The organism is Rhizobium sp. 05N49, from assembly GCF_056396805.1.
On sequence record NZ_JBFTME010000001.1, the window covers coordinates 297,821 to 314,638 of the forward strand.

General features: G+C 60.4%; 15 protein-coding genes. 5 read left to right on the forward strand and 10 right to left on the reverse strand.

Going from position 1 to position 16,818, the window contains the following annotated elements:
* Positions 1–32: 32 nt before the first annotated feature.
* The 5 genes from AC1DF8_RS01580 to AC1DF8_RS01600 all read right to left on the reverse strand — a co-directional run bounded on the left by AC1DF8_RS01580 (position 33) and on the right by AC1DF8_RS01600 (position 7,007).
* Positions 33–2,498 (reverse strand): beta-mannosidase, encoded by a 2,466-nt coding sequence (locus AC1DF8_RS01580; protein WP_477994776.1) that lies wholly within the window; start codon positions 2,496–2,498, stop codon positions 33–35.
* 125 nt (positions 2,499–2,623) lie between these two features.
* Positions 2,624–3,715: an ABC transporter ATP-binding protein gene (locus tag AC1DF8_RS01585; RefSeq protein WP_183877870.1), complete on the reverse strand. Its 1,092-nt coding sequence runs from the start codon at positions 3,713–3,715 to the stop codon at positions 2,624–2,626.
* A 4-nt stretch (positions 3,716–3,719) separates the two neighbouring features.
* Entirely contained in the window at positions 3,720–4,652 is a 933-nt protein-coding gene (locus AC1DF8_RS01590) for a carbohydrate ABC transporter permease (RefSeq protein WP_112969564.1), read from the reverse strand.
* Positions 4,653–4,656: 4 nt separating this feature from the next.
* The gene (locus tag AC1DF8_RS01595; RefSeq protein ID WP_113016691.1) at positions 4,657–5,562 is read right to left on the reverse strand and encodes a carbohydrate ABC transporter permease; all 906 of its coding nucleotides are present in this window, start codon (positions 5,560–5,562) and stop codon (positions 4,657–4,659) included.
* Positions 5,563–5,771: 209 nt separating this feature from the next.
* Positions 5,772–7,007, reverse strand: coding sequence for an ABC transporter substrate-binding protein (locus AC1DF8_RS01600; RefSeq protein WP_112546853.1), 1,236 nt, complete (start codon positions 7,005–7,007; stop codon positions 5,772–5,774).
* A gap of 454 nt (positions 7,008–7,461) precedes the next feature.
* Here AC1DF8_RS01600 and AC1DF8_RS01605 point away from each other — a divergent pair, with 454 nt between their 5' ends.
* Positions 7,462–8,502 (forward strand): LacI family transcriptional regulator, encoded by a 1,041-nt coding sequence (locus AC1DF8_RS01605; protein ID WP_112546852.1) that lies wholly within the window; start codon positions 7,462–7,464, stop codon positions 8,500–8,502.
* 539 nt (positions 8,503–9,041) lie between these two features.
* Positions 9,042–10,661 carry a tetratricopeptide repeat protein gene (locus AC1DF8_RS01610; RefSeq protein ID WP_477994780.1) on the forward strand — a complete coding sequence of 540 codons (1,620 nt, stop codon included), beginning with the start codon at positions 9,042–9,044 and terminating at the stop codon, positions 10,659–10,661.
* Between the two features lie 79 nt (positions 10,662–10,740).
* Here AC1DF8_RS01610 and pyrE read toward each other — a convergent pair whose 3' ends face one another.
* From pyrE to gndA, 4 genes are all read right to left on the reverse strand, one after another.
* Positions 10,741–11,280 (reverse strand): orotate phosphoribosyltransferase, encoded by a 540-nt coding sequence (gene pyrE / locus AC1DF8_RS01615; RefSeq protein ID WP_477994782.1) that lies wholly within the window; start codon positions 11,278–11,280, stop codon positions 10,741–10,743.
* 116 nt (positions 11,281–11,396) lie between these two features.
* Positions 11,397–12,098, reverse strand: coding sequence for a lysozyme inhibitor LprI family protein (locus AC1DF8_RS01620; RefSeq protein WP_477994784.1), 702 nt, complete (start codon positions 12,096–12,098; stop codon positions 11,397–11,399).
* A 169-nt stretch (positions 12,099–12,267) separates the two neighbouring features.
* Positions 12,268–12,666 (reverse strand): VOC family protein, encoded by a 399-nt coding sequence (locus AC1DF8_RS01625; protein ID WP_477994786.1) that lies wholly within the window; start codon positions 12,664–12,666, stop codon positions 12,268–12,270.
* A gap of 94 nt (positions 12,667–12,760) precedes the next feature.
* Positions 12,761–14,191 carry an NADP-dependent phosphogluconate dehydrogenase gene (gene gndA, locus AC1DF8_RS01630; protein WP_477994788.1) on the reverse strand — a complete coding sequence of 477 codons (1,431 nt, stop codon included), beginning with the start codon at positions 14,189–14,191 and terminating at the stop codon, positions 12,761–12,763.
* 155 nt (positions 14,192–14,346) lie between these two features.
* On the opposite strand from gndA, the gene AC1DF8_RS01635 reads away from it, so the two are divergent.
* From AC1DF8_RS01635 to AC1DF8_RS01645, 3 genes are all read left to right on the forward strand, one after another.
* Positions 14,347–15,129 carry a DUF6597 domain-containing transcriptional factor gene (locus AC1DF8_RS01635; RefSeq protein WP_477994790.1) on the forward strand — a complete coding sequence of 261 codons (783 nt, stop codon included), beginning with the start codon at positions 14,347–14,349 and terminating at the stop codon, positions 15,127–15,129.
* 63 nt (positions 15,130–15,192) lie between these two features.
* Complete coding sequence (locus AC1DF8_RS01640; RefSeq protein ID WP_112546846.1) at positions 15,193–15,600, forward strand: SRPBCC family protein; 408 nt, start codon at positions 15,193–15,195, stop codon at positions 15,598–15,600.
* Complete coding sequence (locus AC1DF8_RS01645) at positions 15,593–15,955, forward strand: VOC family protein (protein WP_112546845.1); 363 nt, start codon at positions 15,593–15,595, stop codon at positions 15,953–15,955. The genes AC1DF8_RS01640 and AC1DF8_RS01645 overlap by 8 nt, the downstream gene beginning before the upstream one ends.
* Here the strand turns inward: AC1DF8_RS01645 and AC1DF8_RS01650 are convergent.
* Entirely contained in the window at positions 15,952–16,656 is a 705-nt protein-coding gene (locus AC1DF8_RS01650; protein ID WP_477994793.1) for a PAS domain-containing protein, read from the reverse strand. The two genes, AC1DF8_RS01645 and AC1DF8_RS01650, sit on opposite strands and share 4 nt — an antisense overlap.
* Between the last annotated feature and the right edge of the window lie 162 nt (positions 16,657–16,818).

Genomic DNA, 16,818 nt, shown 5'->3' on the forward strand with positions numbered 1-16,818 from the left:
TCCTCGGGCCTCGTGCCCGTTCTCACGTAAGATCAATCTGCCGACTGGCAGGAATGCAGGTCATAGAAGCGGAATTCCGGCAGCTTGCCCTTTTCGAGAGGCTTTGCCGGGGTGAAGGTGATGCGGCGGCTTTCGCCGGCAGCCAGGTCGAAGGCATTGTCGGAATATTTGCCGTCAACATCTGTCTCGATCATCACGAAGAGCGCCAGGCCCTTGGCGGTGACGTCGAGGTCGATCGAGCCGTTCTCCTCGACGAATTCGCGGACGACGGAAAGACCCGCCGGCTCCAGTTCCAGCGCCTTGTAGGTGCCGTTGACGAAATGCCCCTCGCCGCCCATGCCATTGGAGGCGGTGAAATGCCAGGCAAGCAGTGTGCCCTCGAGAATCTCCGACACGTCGAGCGTGGTGGCAGTGCAGGCCGCATCCGGCGCGCACATGGCCTGCACGTTCTTCAGATGCTTGCGCTCGCCCTTCATCGTCAGGATCGAGATCGAAAGATCGACGCTGACATCTTCGAGCGTGTCATTGACCAGCGAGAAGCGGATCGACTTACCATCCTCCGAGGGGATCGCGGCCACCGCCACCGGCTGGAAGAAGCGCTTGACGAGATAGTGCATCGCCTTCCAGCGCCCGCCGTAATCGAGGCTCGACCAGGACGCGACCGGCCAGGTATCGTTGAGCTGCCAGTAGATCGTGCCCATGCAATGCGGCTTCAGCGAACGCCAGTATTCCACCGCCGTCTTGATCGCGAGACCCTGCTGGATCTGCGAGAGATAGACGAAATTCGGGAAATCCTTAGGGAAGCGGAAGTATCGGAACATCGTGCCGGCAATACGTTCGTTGCCGCCGGCATTCTTCTGGTGCAGCTCCATGACGGGCGACGCCACGTTCATGTCCTTGGCGTCGGCATAGGTCTTGATGACGGGCAGCGACGTATAGGACTGGAAGCCGAATTCCGAGCAGAAGCGCGGGCGCACCGAGCGGTAATTGTCGAACGACTTGTTCTCGTGCCAGACCGACCAGTAATGCATGTCGCCGGAACCATCGGCATGCCAGGCATCGCCATAGTCGAGATAGCCGGAGGCCGGACTCGACGGCCACCAGAGGGCGCCGGGCAACGCCTTCTTCACCGCCACTTCGATGGTGCGATTCAGGCGATCGTAGGAAACGAGATAGCGGTCACGATCCTTGCGGGACTCCTCGAACCAGGTGAGCGCGCCGACGAGCTCGTTATCGCCGCACCAGAGTGCGATCGAGGCATGCGAAGAGAGCCGGCGGACCTGATAATCCACTTCGACCGCAACATTCTCCAGGAAATCCTCGGTCGAGGGATAGAGGTTGCAGGCGAACATGAAGTCCTGCCAGACCATGAGCCCGAGCCGGTCGCAGATATCGTAGAACCAGTCGTGTTCGTAGAGGCCACCGCCCCACACACGGATCATGTTCATGTTGGCGGCCTTGGCCGACTGCAAGAGATCCTCTGTCTTTTCCTCCGAAGATAGCGAGAAGAGCGCGTCCGCGGGAATCCAGTTGGCGCCGCGGCAGAAGATTTCACGGCCGTTGACCTTGAAGGCGAAGCGGCTGCCGGCAGCATCCGGCGTGGTGATGAGCTCGATGGTGCGCAACCCGATCTGCTTCGTCACGCTGTCGGACGGCAGTTCGACGGTCAGCGTATAGAGCGCCTGCTCGCCGCTGCCCGAGGGCCACCAGAGGCGCGGATTGTCGATCTGGAAGACGTGGTTGACGTTCGTCTCGCCGGCACTGACGCCGACATCGAGCCTTACGCGCTCGCCGTCGAGATCGAAATAAAGCTGCGCGATGCCGGGATCCTTGGCAAAAAGCGTCGCCGTGACCTGCAGTTCCACCGAACCGTCGGAATTGTGCGTCTGGCGCGTCAGAACATGCTCGATGCGCGCAGTCTCCAGCTTCTTCAGCGCAATCGTGCCGTAAAGCCCGAGCGGGGCGATCGCGATATTCCAGTCCCAGCCGAAATGGCACTGCGCCTTGCGCAGCATGTTGCCGTCAGGGATCGGCGAGTTGCCGGTGCTGTAGGGAATATAGAAGGGCTGCTGCTTTTGCCGCGCAGCACCGGCTGCGACGTTAGAGGCAAACACGATGCGGATCGTGTTCTCACCCTTCTTCAGCATGCTCGAAACATCCGGCCGGTAGCGGCGGAAGCTGTTATCGGCTTCGAGCGCCAGGAAGCCGTTGACGTGGACGCTGGCGACCGTGTCGAGATAATCGATGTCGAGATACCAGTCGCCCTCGGCGTCAGGAAGCGTGAAGCTGCGCTCCACCGTCCATTCGCGCTCGGCGACCCACTGCACCTTTTCCTCGTTTCGGCCGAAATAGGGATCCGGGATCAGTCCCGCGCGGTGCAGCGCCGTGTGCACGTCGCCCGGCAGCGTGATGACGCTGCGGATCTCGCCATCGGCGGAAGCAAGCTGCCACGAACCCGAAAGTTCGATGTTGAAACCGTTCTTCGGCAAGGATGTCATAGTCTTATCCTGATCGCGCCGCTCCTGGGAGTGCCGGGCAAGCCGGACTGCGGCCGAAATTGGCTGGCCAGACGGCCAATTGGAGGATCGGGCGACGCCGTTTCCGGCGCCGCCCGCAGAACTTTCTAGAGGCGCAGCTCGCTTTCGGCATCGAAGACCGAGGCGAGCGCCATGTCGAAGCTGAGCTTCACCTTGCTGCCGACATTGAAGCGGCGCGCACCATTGATGCGTACCGACATGGTGTGACCGGCATGTTTCAGCCAGAGAAGATTGTCCGCACCCATCGGTTCTTCGATGTCGACGGTGGCGTCGTGCTCTTCGCCGCCGGTATTCTCGTTGACCTTGATATGCTCGGGGCGAACGCCGAGCACCACCTTGCGGCCGGGCTGCAGCTTCTCCACGCCGTCATAGGCGGCGAGCGAGAAATTCACGCCGTTGGCGGCAAAAGCAATGCCATCGCCTGATTTCACCAGTTCGCCCTGCAGGAAATTCATGGACGGCGAGCCGATGAAGCCGGCGACGAAGAGATTGCGCGGCCTGTTGTAGATCGTCGTCGGATCGTCGAGCTGCTGGATGATGCCGCTCTTCATGATGGCGATACGGTCGGCGAGCGTCAGCGCCTCGATCTGGTCGTGCGTGACGTAGATCATCGTGTTCTTCAGCGACTGGTGCAGACGCTTGATTTCGACGCGCAGTTCCGAGCGCAGCTTGGCGTCGAGGTTCGACAGCGGCTCGTCGAAAAGGAAGACGTCGACATCGCGCACCAGGGCGCGGCCGATCGCCACGCGCTGGCGCTGGCCGCCGGAAAGCTCGGCCGGCTTGCGCTTCAGGAGCGGCTGGATCTGCAGGATCTCGGAGGCACGCGCCACGCGCTTGTCGATCTCGGACTGCGGCACCTTGGCGACGCGAAGGCCGAAGGAGAGGTTCTTCTCGACAGTCATCTGCGGATAAAGCGCGTAGGACTGGAACACCATGCCGATGCCGCGGTCCTTGGGCTCTTCCCAGGTGACGTTCTTGCCCTTGATGAAGATCTGCCCTTCCGAGGCGTCGAGCAGCCCGGCAATGCAGTTCAGCAGGGTCGACTTGCCGCAGCCCGAAGAGCCGAGAAGCACCAGGAATTCGCCGTCGTTGATGTCGAGGTTCAGATCCTTGAGCACGCTGACCGCACCGAAGTTCAGCGACAGGTCCTTGATGGAGACACTTGCATTCATGTTCATTGGATCAACCCTTCACTGCGCCAGCGGCGATGCCACGGACGAAAAGTCGCCCCGACACGAAATAGACGACGAGCGGCACGAGTCCTGTCAGGATCGTTGCGGCCATGTTGACGTTGTATTCCTTCACGCCCTGGACGGAATTGACGATGTTGTTGAGCTGTACGGTCATCGGATAGGTGTCCGGCCGGGTGAAGACCACGCCGAACAGGAAGTCGTTCCAGATGCCGGTGACCTGCAGGATCATCGCGACGACGAAGATCGGCAGCGACATCGGCAGCATTATCTGCAGGAAGATCTGCCAGAAGCCCGCCCCGTCGACACGCGCCGCCTTGAACAGTTCCTCCGGCAGAGACACGAAGTAGTTGCGGAACAGCAGCGTCAGGATCGGCATGCCGAAGATCGAATGCACGATGATGAGGCCGGTGAGCGATCCGTAGATGCCGATTTCGCGCAGGATGATGACGATCGGATAGATCATGACCTGATAGGGAATGAAGGCGCCGATGATGAGGACCGAGAAGAAGAATTCCGATCCCTTGAAGCGCCAGTTCGCCAGCGCATAACCATTGACCGAGGCGATCGCGATGGAAACGATGACCGACGGAACGGTGATGCGGACCGAGTTCCAGAAACCGCGCGAAAGACCATCGCAGTTCAGGCCGGTGCAGGCGGTCGCCCAGGCCTTGACCCAGGGTTCGAAGGTGATTTCCATTGGCGGTGCGAAAATGTTGCCGAGCCGGATCTCCGGCATCCCCTTGAGCGACGTGACGACCATCACGTAAAGCGGGATCAGATAGTAGACGGCGGCCACGAAAAGCGTGCCGTAGACGATGATGTTGCGGGCCGAAACCACCGGCCGCGGCTTTGGTCCGGCCGGACCGGAAACCGCCCCCTTCTGGAGGGAAGTATCGCCGTCGTTGACGGCCTTGAGAGCGATATTGTCAGCCACGTTTGCGCCCTCCGCCAAATTCCAGATATGCCCAGGGAACGATGATGATCGCTACTGTCACCAGCATCATGGTCGAAGCCGCGAAGCCCTGACCGAGATTCTGCGCCTGGAACATGTAGTCGTAGACGTATTTTGCCGGCACTTCCGACGAGATGCCCGGACCGCCGCTGGTCTGGGCGACCACGAGGTCGTAGACCTTGACGATACCGCTGGCGATGATGACGAGCGTGGTGATGAACACCGGGCGCATCATCGGAATGACGACGAAGAGATAGGTCCGCCACATCGGAATGCCGTCGACGCGGGAAGCCTTCCAGATATCCTCGTCGATGCCGCGAAGTCCGGCGAGCATCAGGCACATCACGAGGCCGGTGCCCTGCCAGAGGGCGGCGATCAATACCCCGTAGATGACGATTTCGGACGTATAGAGCGGATCGAAACTGAAACTCGTCCATCCCAGCGACCGCACGACCGCCTGGACCCCGAATTCCGGATTGAGGATCCACTGCCACACGAGACCGGTGACGATGAAGGACAGCGCGAAGGGATAGAGGAAGATCGTGCGGAACGTATTCTCGAAACGGATCTTCTGATCCATGAGAGCCGCCAGCATGAAACCGATGACCAGGCTGAAGATCAGCGACAGAACGCCGTAGATCGCCAGATTCTCGATGGACACGACCCAGCGCGGGGCGGCCCAGAGACGCTGATATTGCTCGATGCCGACGAAGTTCAATCGCGGCAGGAGCTTGGAATTGGTGAAGGAATAAACCACCGTCCAGACCGTGCCACCGAGAAAGATGACCATGGCGGTGAGGATCATGGGAATGGAAGCAATCTTCGAATTCAGATTGCGGAATAGTTTAAACGGTCGGCCGGCTTTCGCTTGACCTGTCATTGAGTTTCCTCCTGAAGCACGGTCGCTTCGGTGATCGGGGCTCCATCCGAAGACGGCCACCCTTCCCGCCCCCGTCTCGACCGCAACGCGGTCCTGGCGCGATCGCACCCGGGTGTGACGTGACGTCGCCGGAAGGACCGGAGATCAGGGCGGCGCGATCCGGTCCTGCAATGCGCAGGACCGGACCTGATGGGCTTGAGGACCGAGGATCAGTCGGCGGCGGCGATGATGTCGGCGAAGCGCTTCTGCGCTGCGTCGGGCGTCATCGTGGTATTGGCGAAGAACTCGGCGAAGAGGTCTTCGATCTGCTTTGTCGTATCCGGCGAAGCGAGCTGATCGGAGCTGGTGACGATATTGCCCTTGGCGAGGATTTCGAGACCCTTCTTCATGCAGTCGTTGGCGGCCGAGATATCGACGTCACCGCGAACCGGCAGCGAGCCCTTCTTCAGGTTGAAGGCAACCTGCGTCTTCGGGTCGAGAAGCGTGGCGGCAAGCACGTCCTGAGCCTTAGCCTTCTCGGCATCCTTCTGGAGCGGGAAGTAGAAGGCGTCACCGCTGGTCGAGATGATCTCGTTCACGCCGAGGCCCGGAAGGCAGGTATAGTCCTTGCCGGCAACCTGCTTGGCGACCTGGAATTCGCCCTGCGCCCAGTCACCCATGATCTGGCCGCCGGCCTTGCCGGTGATGACGAGATTGGTGGCCTGGTTCCAGTCCTGCACGTTGCTGCCCTTGGACATGCGGCGCGCATCGTCGGCAGCCTTGAACACCTTGGCGATCTCGGGGCCGGCTGCCACTTTGGCATCCTTGTCCTTGAAGACCTTCAGGTAGTTGTCCTTACCGCCGATGGCGATCATGAGAACGTTGAAGGCGCCGCTAGCCTGCCAGCCCTGACCGCCGACCGCGAGGGGAACGATGCCGGCCTTTTCCAGGGCCGGAGCGGCAGCGACGAATTCATCCCAGTTCTTCGGAACCGCAACGCCAGCCTTCTGGAAGGCTGCATTCGACAGCCACAGCCACTGCCAGGAGTGGATGTTGACCGGTGCGCAATAGATCTTGCCGTCGATCGTGCAGGAATCGAGCAGGGTCGACGGACGGATGATGTCCTTCCATTTGCCTGCGGTCGCCACATCGGTCAGGTCCTTCATCAGGCCGGCCTGGACGAGTTCCTCGGCCTGGCGGCCGTGGTTGAACTGGGTCGCACCCATCGGGTCACCGCCGGTGATGCGGCTGATCATGATCGGGCGTGCGGTGCTGCCGGAACCGGCAATTGCGCCGTCCACCCAGTGGTTGCCGGTGGCGTCGAATGCCTTTGCCAGCTCAGCCACGGCGGCAGCTTCGCCGCCAGAGGTCCACCAATGGGTGACTTCGAGATCGGTAGCCTTTGCGGCGCCAAAAGGAATAGCTACGGAAGCGGCAAGCACAGCCGCCATAATACGGATTTTCATGAGTTCTCCTCCCTCACTGAAACGTTGCCGGAAAAACTTAGAGCAATCGATTTATCCGCGCAACCGCCCGCTCGTAAAATTTTCTGTGAAAGTCACCATTACATCCTATGAGGGCAATTAACGGCTCTACCTTTGCTTCACAAGAAAAGCGTAAGCAAGCAATTTCGCAATTGCGGTATTGTATTATACATTTGATTTGGCTGACTAATTTTTGATTAATCTGATAATTTCAACCTTTCCTGGCTTCGCAGGTGCAAAAAATCGTGTGCGGGACAGGCGATTCAACCAGAGAGGATCCCTATGCAACGCTGGTCAGAAAAAGCGCTCGACATTTCTACTGTATCGTTACAGATTGTCTGGCTCAGGGAGGAGAGCTTTTCCGCGGCGGCGTACTTACAGCGCGGCGAAAAGCCTCTATAAGGCGAAGCAAATCGCGCGAGGCGGGCCTAGAGGGATGGAAAACAACGGAAATTTCGGCGGAGCGGCATCCGGTTCCGTTCCGCGCGAGCGCCCGACATTGAAGACGATCGCCTTCATGACGGGCCTTGGCGTGACCACCGTATCGCGGGCACTGAAAGATGCACCGGATATTGGCGCGGAAACCAAGGAACGCGTGCGCATGGTCGCCCGTCAGCTCGGCTACCAGCCGAACCGGGCCGGCGTGCGCCTGAGAACCGGCAAGACCAATGTCATCGCCCTCGTGCTCAGCATCGACGAGGAGATCATGGGCTTTTCCAGCCAGATGGTCTTCGGCATTTCCGAGGTCCTGACCGGCACCCCCTACCATATCGTCGTCACCCCGCATTCGCACAGCAAGGATCCCATGCTGCCGGTGCGCTATATTCTCGACACCGGCTCGGCGGACGGCGTCATCATCTCGCGCGTCGAGCCTGACGATCCGCGCGTGCGCCTGCTCGCGGAAAGCGGCATGCCCTTTACCACCCATGGCCGCACCGATGCCGGCCTCGTCCACCCCTATCACGACTTCGACAACGAGGCTTATGCCCACCAGGCAGTCGAGAAGCTCGTCAAGCGCGGCCGCAAGCGCATCGCCCTGCTGCAGCCGCCGAGCAAGCTCACCTACTACACGCACACCCGCATAGGCTTTCAGACCGGCCTGCACGATTACGGCGCCGAGGAAGTGCCGCTGCGTGTCAACATCGACGCCCCGCTCGCCGAAATCCGCAACGCCGTGGAGCAGCTGATGCGCTCCCCCGGCGCCCCCGATGGGATTGTCTCGTCGGCCGGCAGCGCCACCATCGCCGTCAACGCCGGCATCGAAGCCGCCGGCAAACGYCTCGGCCACGACGTCGACCTCGTCTCCAAGCAATCCGCGTCTATCCTCAACTGGATCCGCCCCGAGATCATCACCGCCCACGAAGACGTCCGCCACGCCGGGCGCGAGATGGCCAAGCAGGTGATTGCGCGCATCGATGGCGTGGACGCCGAACTGCTGCAGAGCATCAGCAAGCCGGAATGGCCGGACGGGCGGTAGAGAACGCCAATCTGAGGATTTGCCGTACGGCCATTCACATTCCGGCTGAGGTTCGGGTGCGGGCACGCATGGAACAAATTCGAAGCTCCGCTCGCCCGTGGTAATGTCGTCCACCCGTTCGCGCAATTTTTCGACTCCAGGCGAGCCTATGTAAACGAACTGTTTGCTTAATCGGCAACAATAGCTGCAGCCCACCCTGCCGCACTCTTGTAGCACCATCCAGCTTGATACAACGTAGGCTTGCGGAATATCCCGATCTCGGCGGCTCCTGTCGGGCATATATTCCCCTGGGCTGGACCACATGGCGACGATCAACGCAGGACGAAATCCATTGATGCTTTTCCTGCTGGCCGCGGTCGGCGTGGGCATCCTGGTGACCGGCATATGGGTGGGAGAGCGGTTCATGCCCTCCGCCGCCCTGTCCAGGCTGGAGGCATCAAACTGGTCCCTGCGGGGGCATTTCCGACAGCAACCAGGATGCGACTGGCGCACGTCCAACCGGTCAACGAAACAAGCTTCCCTTCATCCGCGCCAAGCTGGTGCAGGATGCTATCAAGCAGGGAGATTTTGACACCGCGACAAAGCTCTCGAGCGAGACGCTTTCGGCGAGCCGCGCCAAAATCTGGACGTTCTATCCTTTCGACGACTTCGTCAAAGCCATTTCCGATCTCAGCGACACGTCTTTCGAGCGCAATCTTTCGGCTTGGGTTGATCACGCTCCGTTGGATCCGCTGCCACGCCTCATCCGCGCGCAATATTATTACGACCTCGCATGGTACAAGCGCGGTCACAGATTCAGCACGGAAACGGACAAACAATCACAAGACGCCTTTGCCAGCATCCTGCAAAAAGGCACCGCCGATGTTACCCAGGCCCTGAAGCTCGACCCGAGTTCGGCATACGGCCTGTATTTGCAGGTGAACATGCTGCGCGGCTATGGCGCGACATCGCAACTCAACGACGCTCTAGACCAGGCGACAGCGGTCTATCCGCACTACATGCCTCTCTACAAGGTCGTGCTTTCAACCTTGCAGCCAAAATGGGGAGGCGACATCAACATGATGTACGCCTTCGTCGACCGGTATGGCGCAAGCGCACCGGATGGCTCACCACTGAAATTGCTGTCCCTGCAGCTCTATCAATATCTGCTCGAGACGGCCGGAACGACCTGTCACGGCCAGCAGGGCGACGCTTATGCGTCCTGCTTTGAGGATTTCATGAAGCAGACTCTTCGGCCGGGTCTCGATGCTGACGCGGCAAAGACTCTGCGGCAGTTCGGCCAGATCAATGAGTATGAAACGAACGCGGCGGTCGCCGATATCCTGTCGCATATGATTTCGGAATCGGGCGGAGAATCCTACTCAGGTCGTTTGCTGCAGATTGCGGCCGACAGCTATGGTGCCGATCCACGCCTTGTAGAAACGGACGGCGGCAAGCACAACTTCATCATCGATGAGCTTGTCGCGGGATCCTGGCTCAACAAGAGATTTTATGACAACGCGATCACCAAATACAAGGAAGCCCTGTCGAACATAGAAACTGCTCCGTTCCCGACGCAGGAGCAGAAAGACATGGAGATCGCCGAAATCCATGAAAGCCTGGCCTGGATCTACTCACGGTATCGACGGCCGGCCGAGATGATCGATTCGGCAAAGGCTGCGCTGGCACTCAATGGCAAGGCTTCCAACCGCGTCTATCTTTGCTTCGGCAACTATCAGATCAAGCAATATGAAGCAGCACTCGACGAGTGCTCGCAGATTACTGCCGATCCGCAGAGTGCCGTCGAAGCGCGTTACTGGCGTGGCCTCGTGTATCAGGCCATGAAGAATGACGAGAAAGCCATAGAAGACCTGACGGAGGTCGCGAACTCGCAGGACGACAGACGCGCGCAGGCAGCGATCGAGCTTTCGATGATCTATTTCAACCGAAAGGACAACAAAGGCGCGCTCGACCTTCTCAATAGGTATCCCTACCTCTACGACACCCGTGTCACCGCCAAGGACAATGTGGCAGTGAGCTACAACAATCGCTGCTATGCCTATATGGAGCTGGGCGAATTGCAGAAGGCACTGGACGATTGTAACGCCTCGCTTGCAAACGGCAGCATCCCCGACGCTTTCAAGAAAAAGGAAGAACTCATCGCACGCCTTTCGCGGTAGGCGCACGCGGTCTGTGCTTGCGCCGAAAAGCGCCTTCCGCTCGCCGTTTTCGCACGGCAGAACCCGGAGCCGTACTTGCCTACCGCGCGTTCTCCAGATCCGCCCGCGTAAACACCGGGAATACCCCAAGCTCGGGCACGCCATCGATGCGCGCGGCGCCCTCGCCGCGCCAGATCGCGCAGACGACACCAAGCACCTCTGCCTTCTCCCCAATCGCCAGCTGGTAGGCATCCTTCACGGCACCGCCAGTGCTGATCACATCCTCGATGAAGGTCACGCGCCGGCCAGCCACGTCCTGCCCCTCGATCGCCCGGCAGGTGCCATAGGTCTTGGCCTCCTTGCGGATGAAGGCGGCGGGCAGGCCGGTTTCCAGCGAGATCGCAGTCGCGAGCGGCACACCGCCGAGTTCCAGCCCGGCGATGATTTCGGTATCGGCGGGCAGAAGGGCTGCCATTGCCTGCGCCAGCGGCTTCAGGAGAGCCGGCGTGCCTTCGAAACGGTATTTGTCGAAATAGCGGTGCGATACCTGGCCCGAACGGAGCACGAATTCGCCCTCCAGCGTGGCGATGTCGGCGATCTGCCGGGCCAAAGCCGCGTGGTCGATGGATTCCCTGATCATTTTATCCCCTGCCAAAATAAGTCCGGACGGCGCTTGCTCGCCTTAAGCCATAAGATCCCGGCCCTGCCCTTTCAGAATAGGCAGCGCGCGGCAAGAGACGAGATACGGAAAGCCGTTCAGCCCCCGCACTTGTGCTGCGCATCGGGCAGTATCCAGCTTTCTTTCGTCCTGCCATTGGTGACGAGGAAAAGCCGGCCATCCTCATCCGGCTCGCAGTCGCGATCGATCTCTACCAGGCATTGGGTGACCGGATCGCCGGGCTTGGAGCGGATCAGCATCTCCTCGCGGTTATACGAGACCTGGTAGCCGTCATTGGCATAATCGATGCCCGTGCCATTTCCAAAATCCTCATCGGTCACAGGTGCGTCGCCACTCTCGACGCGCGGATGCACCGCCAGGATCGTGGTTGCAGCGCATTGCCCGGCTTTTGTCGGGATGTCCGAAGTCCCGGGCTGCTTGCCGCCCGTCAGCGACTTCGCGGAGATGCCCTGCATGAAGCTGCTCTTGTCCGGTGATATCTCCCAGAGAATGGCGAGATAGGCGCCGAGGATACAGGCCCGGTCGTTACCGCAATCACGCCGGTCGGCCAGGAAATTACGGGCCGAGTGGACGACATCATCCTCATCGGGAGCTGTCTTCCGTGCCGCGCCATAGCGGGCATTGAAGACATCGTCGAGGTGGGAAAGCTGAGTATCGCCGCAGACGATCTTTTCGTCGGCGCTGGCTGCCTTGGCGCAATTGAAGCCCGCGGCTTCTGCTGATGCGGTGAAGAGGAGGCCGAGGCAGAAGGTAATGAGAAAGGTGGAAATCGGTCGCATGATGGTCCCCTCTGTCCGGCGGGTCGGCCTCAACCTAAATGCGGCGGCGAGCTTGTGCGAGTGTTGTGCAGCGTCGTTCTAATGTCTGGCGGGGGTATTCCACATCACAACGTGAACTGCGGCGTACCGGATATACGTCCGCAGCTCTGTTCCACTCGGCGCGCCAGCCTCACTTCACCTGCTTGAAAACCGCCTCGATACGATATCCATCGGGATCGATGACAAATGCAGCAAAGTAATTCGGCCCGTAGTGCTGCCTGAGCCCCGGCGCACCATTATCGACGCCACCCTGGGAAAGCGCTGCGGCATGGAAATCAATGACCGACCGCTGATCCGGCGCGGCAAAGGCCAGATGGAAGCCCGYACCCGGCGCACCCTGCCCCGCCTCGACCGATTTGATCGCCAGCTTGTCGCCGCCGCCGGGCACACCATAGCCGACGGCCTGTCCGGCCTCGCCGGGGCGCAGATCCTCCCAGACCCTGACATAGCCAAGCGCGCCGAGGGCGGCATCATAGAACCGCGCGGCTCGTTCGATATCGGCCACCCCGAAAGATGCATGGTGGAGCATATTATGGACCTCCCGATTACAATCAGCCGCTTCGAGGCAGGCTAACAAAAAGCCCGGCACAATGGCCGGGCTTTCAACTCTGTTTTCGCAAACCTCAGAAGGTCGATGCACCACTGCCCCAGGGGCCGTGGTGGAAGTCCTTGCCGTCGAGGCGGTCGAAGCCGTGGGCGCCGAAGAAGTCGCGCTGCGCCTGGATCAGGTTGGCAGTGCCGCGGCCCTGGCGGTAGGCGTCGAAATAGCTGAGCGCCGAGACCAGCGCCGGAACCGGCAGGCCGGCGGCCAGAGCTGCGGTGACGACGCGGCGCAGTGCCGGGATCGATTCCTTGACCATGGCCGAGAAGGCCGGCGTGACGATGAGGTTTGCCGCGTCAGGCGCATCGGTGAAGGCCTTGGTGATCTCATCCAGGAACTGCGAGCGAATGATGCAGCCTGCGCGCCAGATACGGGCGATGACAGGCATCGGCAGCGACCAGTTGAACTCCTTGGAAGCTTCCGCCATCACCGCAAAGCCCTGCGCATAGGCGCCGATTTTGCCGGCAAACAGCGCCAGTTCCAGATCCTTGTTGAACTCGGGGCCGTAGGCGACCGGGAAGGCAGTACCGAGGTCACCGAAGATCTTCTGGGCGGCTTCGCGCTGGTCCTTCATCGAGGACAGGCTGCGGGCGGCAACGGCAGCTTCGATACCGGTTGCAGGAATGCCCATGTTCTGCGCTTCGATCGCCGACCACTTGCCGGTGCCCTTCTGGCCCGCCTTGTCGAGGATCATGTCGACCATCGGCGTCTTGGAGATCGGGTCGGTGGCGGCCAGAACCTTCTCGGAGATTTCGATCAGGTAGGAGTTCAGGCGGCCCTTGTTCCATTCGCCGAAGATGCTGGAGATTTCCGATGCGCTCTTGCCGAGGCCGTCGCGCAGGATGCCGTAGATTTCGGCGATCATCTGCATGTCGGCATATTCGATGCCGTTATGGATCGTCTTGACGAAATGGCCGGCGCCGTCATTGCCGAGCCAGGCAACGCACGGATCGCCATCATACTTGGCGGCAATAGAGGTCAGAACCTTCTCGACACGCTTCCAGGACTCTTCCTTGCCGCCGACCATGATCGACGGACCGTGGCGGGCACCTTCCTCACCGCCCGAAACGCCCATGCCGATGAAGGTCAGGCCGGTATCCTTGAGGCGGTCGAAGCGGGCAACCGTGTCGCGGAAATTGGCGTTGCCGGCATCGATCATGATGTCGTTCTTTTCCAGATGCGGGCGCAGCGCCTCCATCTGCTGGTCGACAGGCTCGCCGGCCTTGATCATGATGATGATCGGACGCGGCGGGCGGATCGCCTCGACGAACTCCTCGATCGTCTTGCAGGGAATGATCTGCTTCTTCAGATCGCCGGCGCTCTCGTAGAATTCATCCGTTTTTTCAGGCGTGCGGTTGAAAACCGCGATCTTGTTGCCCTTTTCCGCAATGTTGAGAGCCAGGTTGGACCCCATGACGGCAAGGCCGATCAGTCCGATTTCTGCCTTTTCCACGACAAACCTCCGATGAGTGAAATGGTGCGATGTTGTGGCACTCTCTCGGTCAAACGGCAAGGTCGAAGACGGCGATTCGGGTCGAAAAAAGGCTGTCGGAACAGGCTTTTCGAATGGCCGGGGAAGCACCATATGCATGGGTTTGGGAGGCTGAAATGACTGTTGCGGCAAGGCAAGTCGATATCGGGCCGCTGCTCGCAAAGAGCGCCGGGCGCTACCGCGAATATGCGCCCCCGCCTGCCCTTGCGCCGCATTTCCGCTGCCTCTGGTCGCACGAGATTCGAACCGCAGGCCCGATCGCCATTGTGCCCGATGGTTATTGCGACCTGCTTTTCGCGAATGGTCGCCTCTTCGCTGTCGGGCCGGACCGCACCGCCGCCTTCCCGCCGATGGCGCCGGGCATGCGCATTATCGGCGCGCGTTTTGCACCAGGCGCCGGCGCCGCATGGCTGAAGCTGCCCCTGTCGGAGATCACCGGCCTCTCCATTCCCCTCAGCGATCTCGCGCCCAAAAAGGCTGCCCTCATCGAACCACGCCTTTCCGACTGTCCGGATGGCGCTGCCGCCCTCTCGCTCTTCGCCACGCTCTTGAGCGAACTGGCAGGGGAAGAAGCGGAGCCGGACCCCGAGGCGCGCCTGATCTTTGCCGCCGCCGACCATGGGCCCGGCCGCATCGGCGAGCTGCAGCAGAGGCTCGATATCGGCGAACGGCAATTGCGCCGCCGCGCCCACCACCATTTCGGCTACGGCATCAAGACGCTGGAACGCATCCGTCGGCTGCAGCGTTTCATGGCCTTGTGCCGCGCAAGCGAGACCCTGTCCCTGGCCGCCCTCGCCCTCGAAGCCGGCTTTTCCGACCAGGCGCATATGACCCGCGAGATCGGCGACCTGACGACACTGACGCCATCAGCCATGCTGGCTCAATTGACGGCCCGCTGACCGTTTTGTTCAAGACGGTCCGTGCCGGCCTGCTAGTCTGACGCAAAGCAAAAGGACAGACCGATGAACACAATGCCCGCACGTATCGTCCACATCACGATCAAAAGAGACTGGCGCGATGTCTATGATTTCGCCGGCAGGCCGGAGAACATGCCGCTCTGGGCCTCCGGCCTTGCGAGCGGCCTGGAACCCGATGGCGAGGACTGGATCGCCCACGGACCGCTCGGCAGCGTCCGGGTGAGCTTCGTGCCACCGAACGAATTCGGCGTCATCGACCATACCGTCACCATCGAATCCGGCCTGCGCGTCTATAACGCGCTGCGCATCGTGCCGAATGGCGACGGCTGCGAGGTGATGTTCACGCTGCTGCGCCTGCCGGGCATGACCGACGAACAATTCGCAGCCGACGCCGCCCATATCCAGAAGGATCTGGCGTCCCTGAAATCGATGATGGAGAAGTTAGATGGCTGAGAACGATGCTCGAAATGACCGCCGCATCGACTATGTCGAGTTCAACGTGAAAGATATCGGCGCTTCAAAAGCCTTTTACGGTGCGGCCTTCGGCTGGCGCTTCACGGATTACGGCGAGAACTATTGCGAGTTCGACGACGGAAGATTGAAAGGCGGCTTTACCAATCTCGGCCCGGTGCGAGCCGCAGGCGGCCCGCTCGTCATTCTCTATGCCGAGAAGCTGGAAGACGTGCTGGCAAGCGTCGAAAAGGCCGGCGGCACCATAGCAAAACCGATCACGCCCTTCCCCGGCGGCCGGCGCTTTCATTTTCTCGACAAGGACGGCTACGAACTCGCCGTCTGGAGCAAGGATTAAACGTCCGCGGATACGGGGCCGTTCATATTCTGGATGGTGATCAGCGCGCCGATCACCTTCCTCGCAGCATCATGCAGCGGCAACATGCGGCAGCGGCTGCGCCGCRCCGAGCGCTCGTAGATGTAGTCGACCGTCGCGCCGTCGAAGCAGGCGTCGAGCTTTTCCTTCACCTCGCCGGCAAAGCGTTCTTCGCCGATGAATTCGAGGATATGCCGGCCGATGAGCTGCATGGCATTCTTGCCGAGATGGGCGCAGTTGACGGGATTGGAATAGAGGTAGCGGTAATCCTTCGTCAGCACCGCCACGCGGTCCGGCAGCGTCTGCAGGATCGCCGCATTGAGGAACTGGCCATTGTCGGTGTCGGGAACATAGGCGGGCGGCGGCCTGAGTTTCATTTCCACCGGCAACGGCACCCGCCAATCCGGCGCATGGGCGCCGAAATAGCGGTCGAGCAGATAGGAGAGCACCGCGGCATATTGCATCACGAAAGCACCGTCATCGGCGTCTTGAGCGATGAGGTAGCTTACAAACTGAAGTTGCATATAGACTTCGATGAGATTGGATGCCCTGCATGCGAGGATCGCCTCGACAAGCGGCTGGATATCACGGTCGAGCGCCTCCACGCGCCCATCATCCCCTAGCCTTATCGCTTCCTCGATCTGCGCGCAGCGCAAGGAAAAGGCCCTGAACAACTCAAGCAAGATACCCCCAATATCCATTTCCTGAGAAACGTTCCGAACACCGGTCGAGGCCTATGCTTCATGCAAGATTACGCCTTACGGTAGGCACTTTACGCGCCCTAGTAGAGACGCGTAACATGAACCGTGCTCATTTTCAACTGACGCAAACCTGTCGCTTTTCAC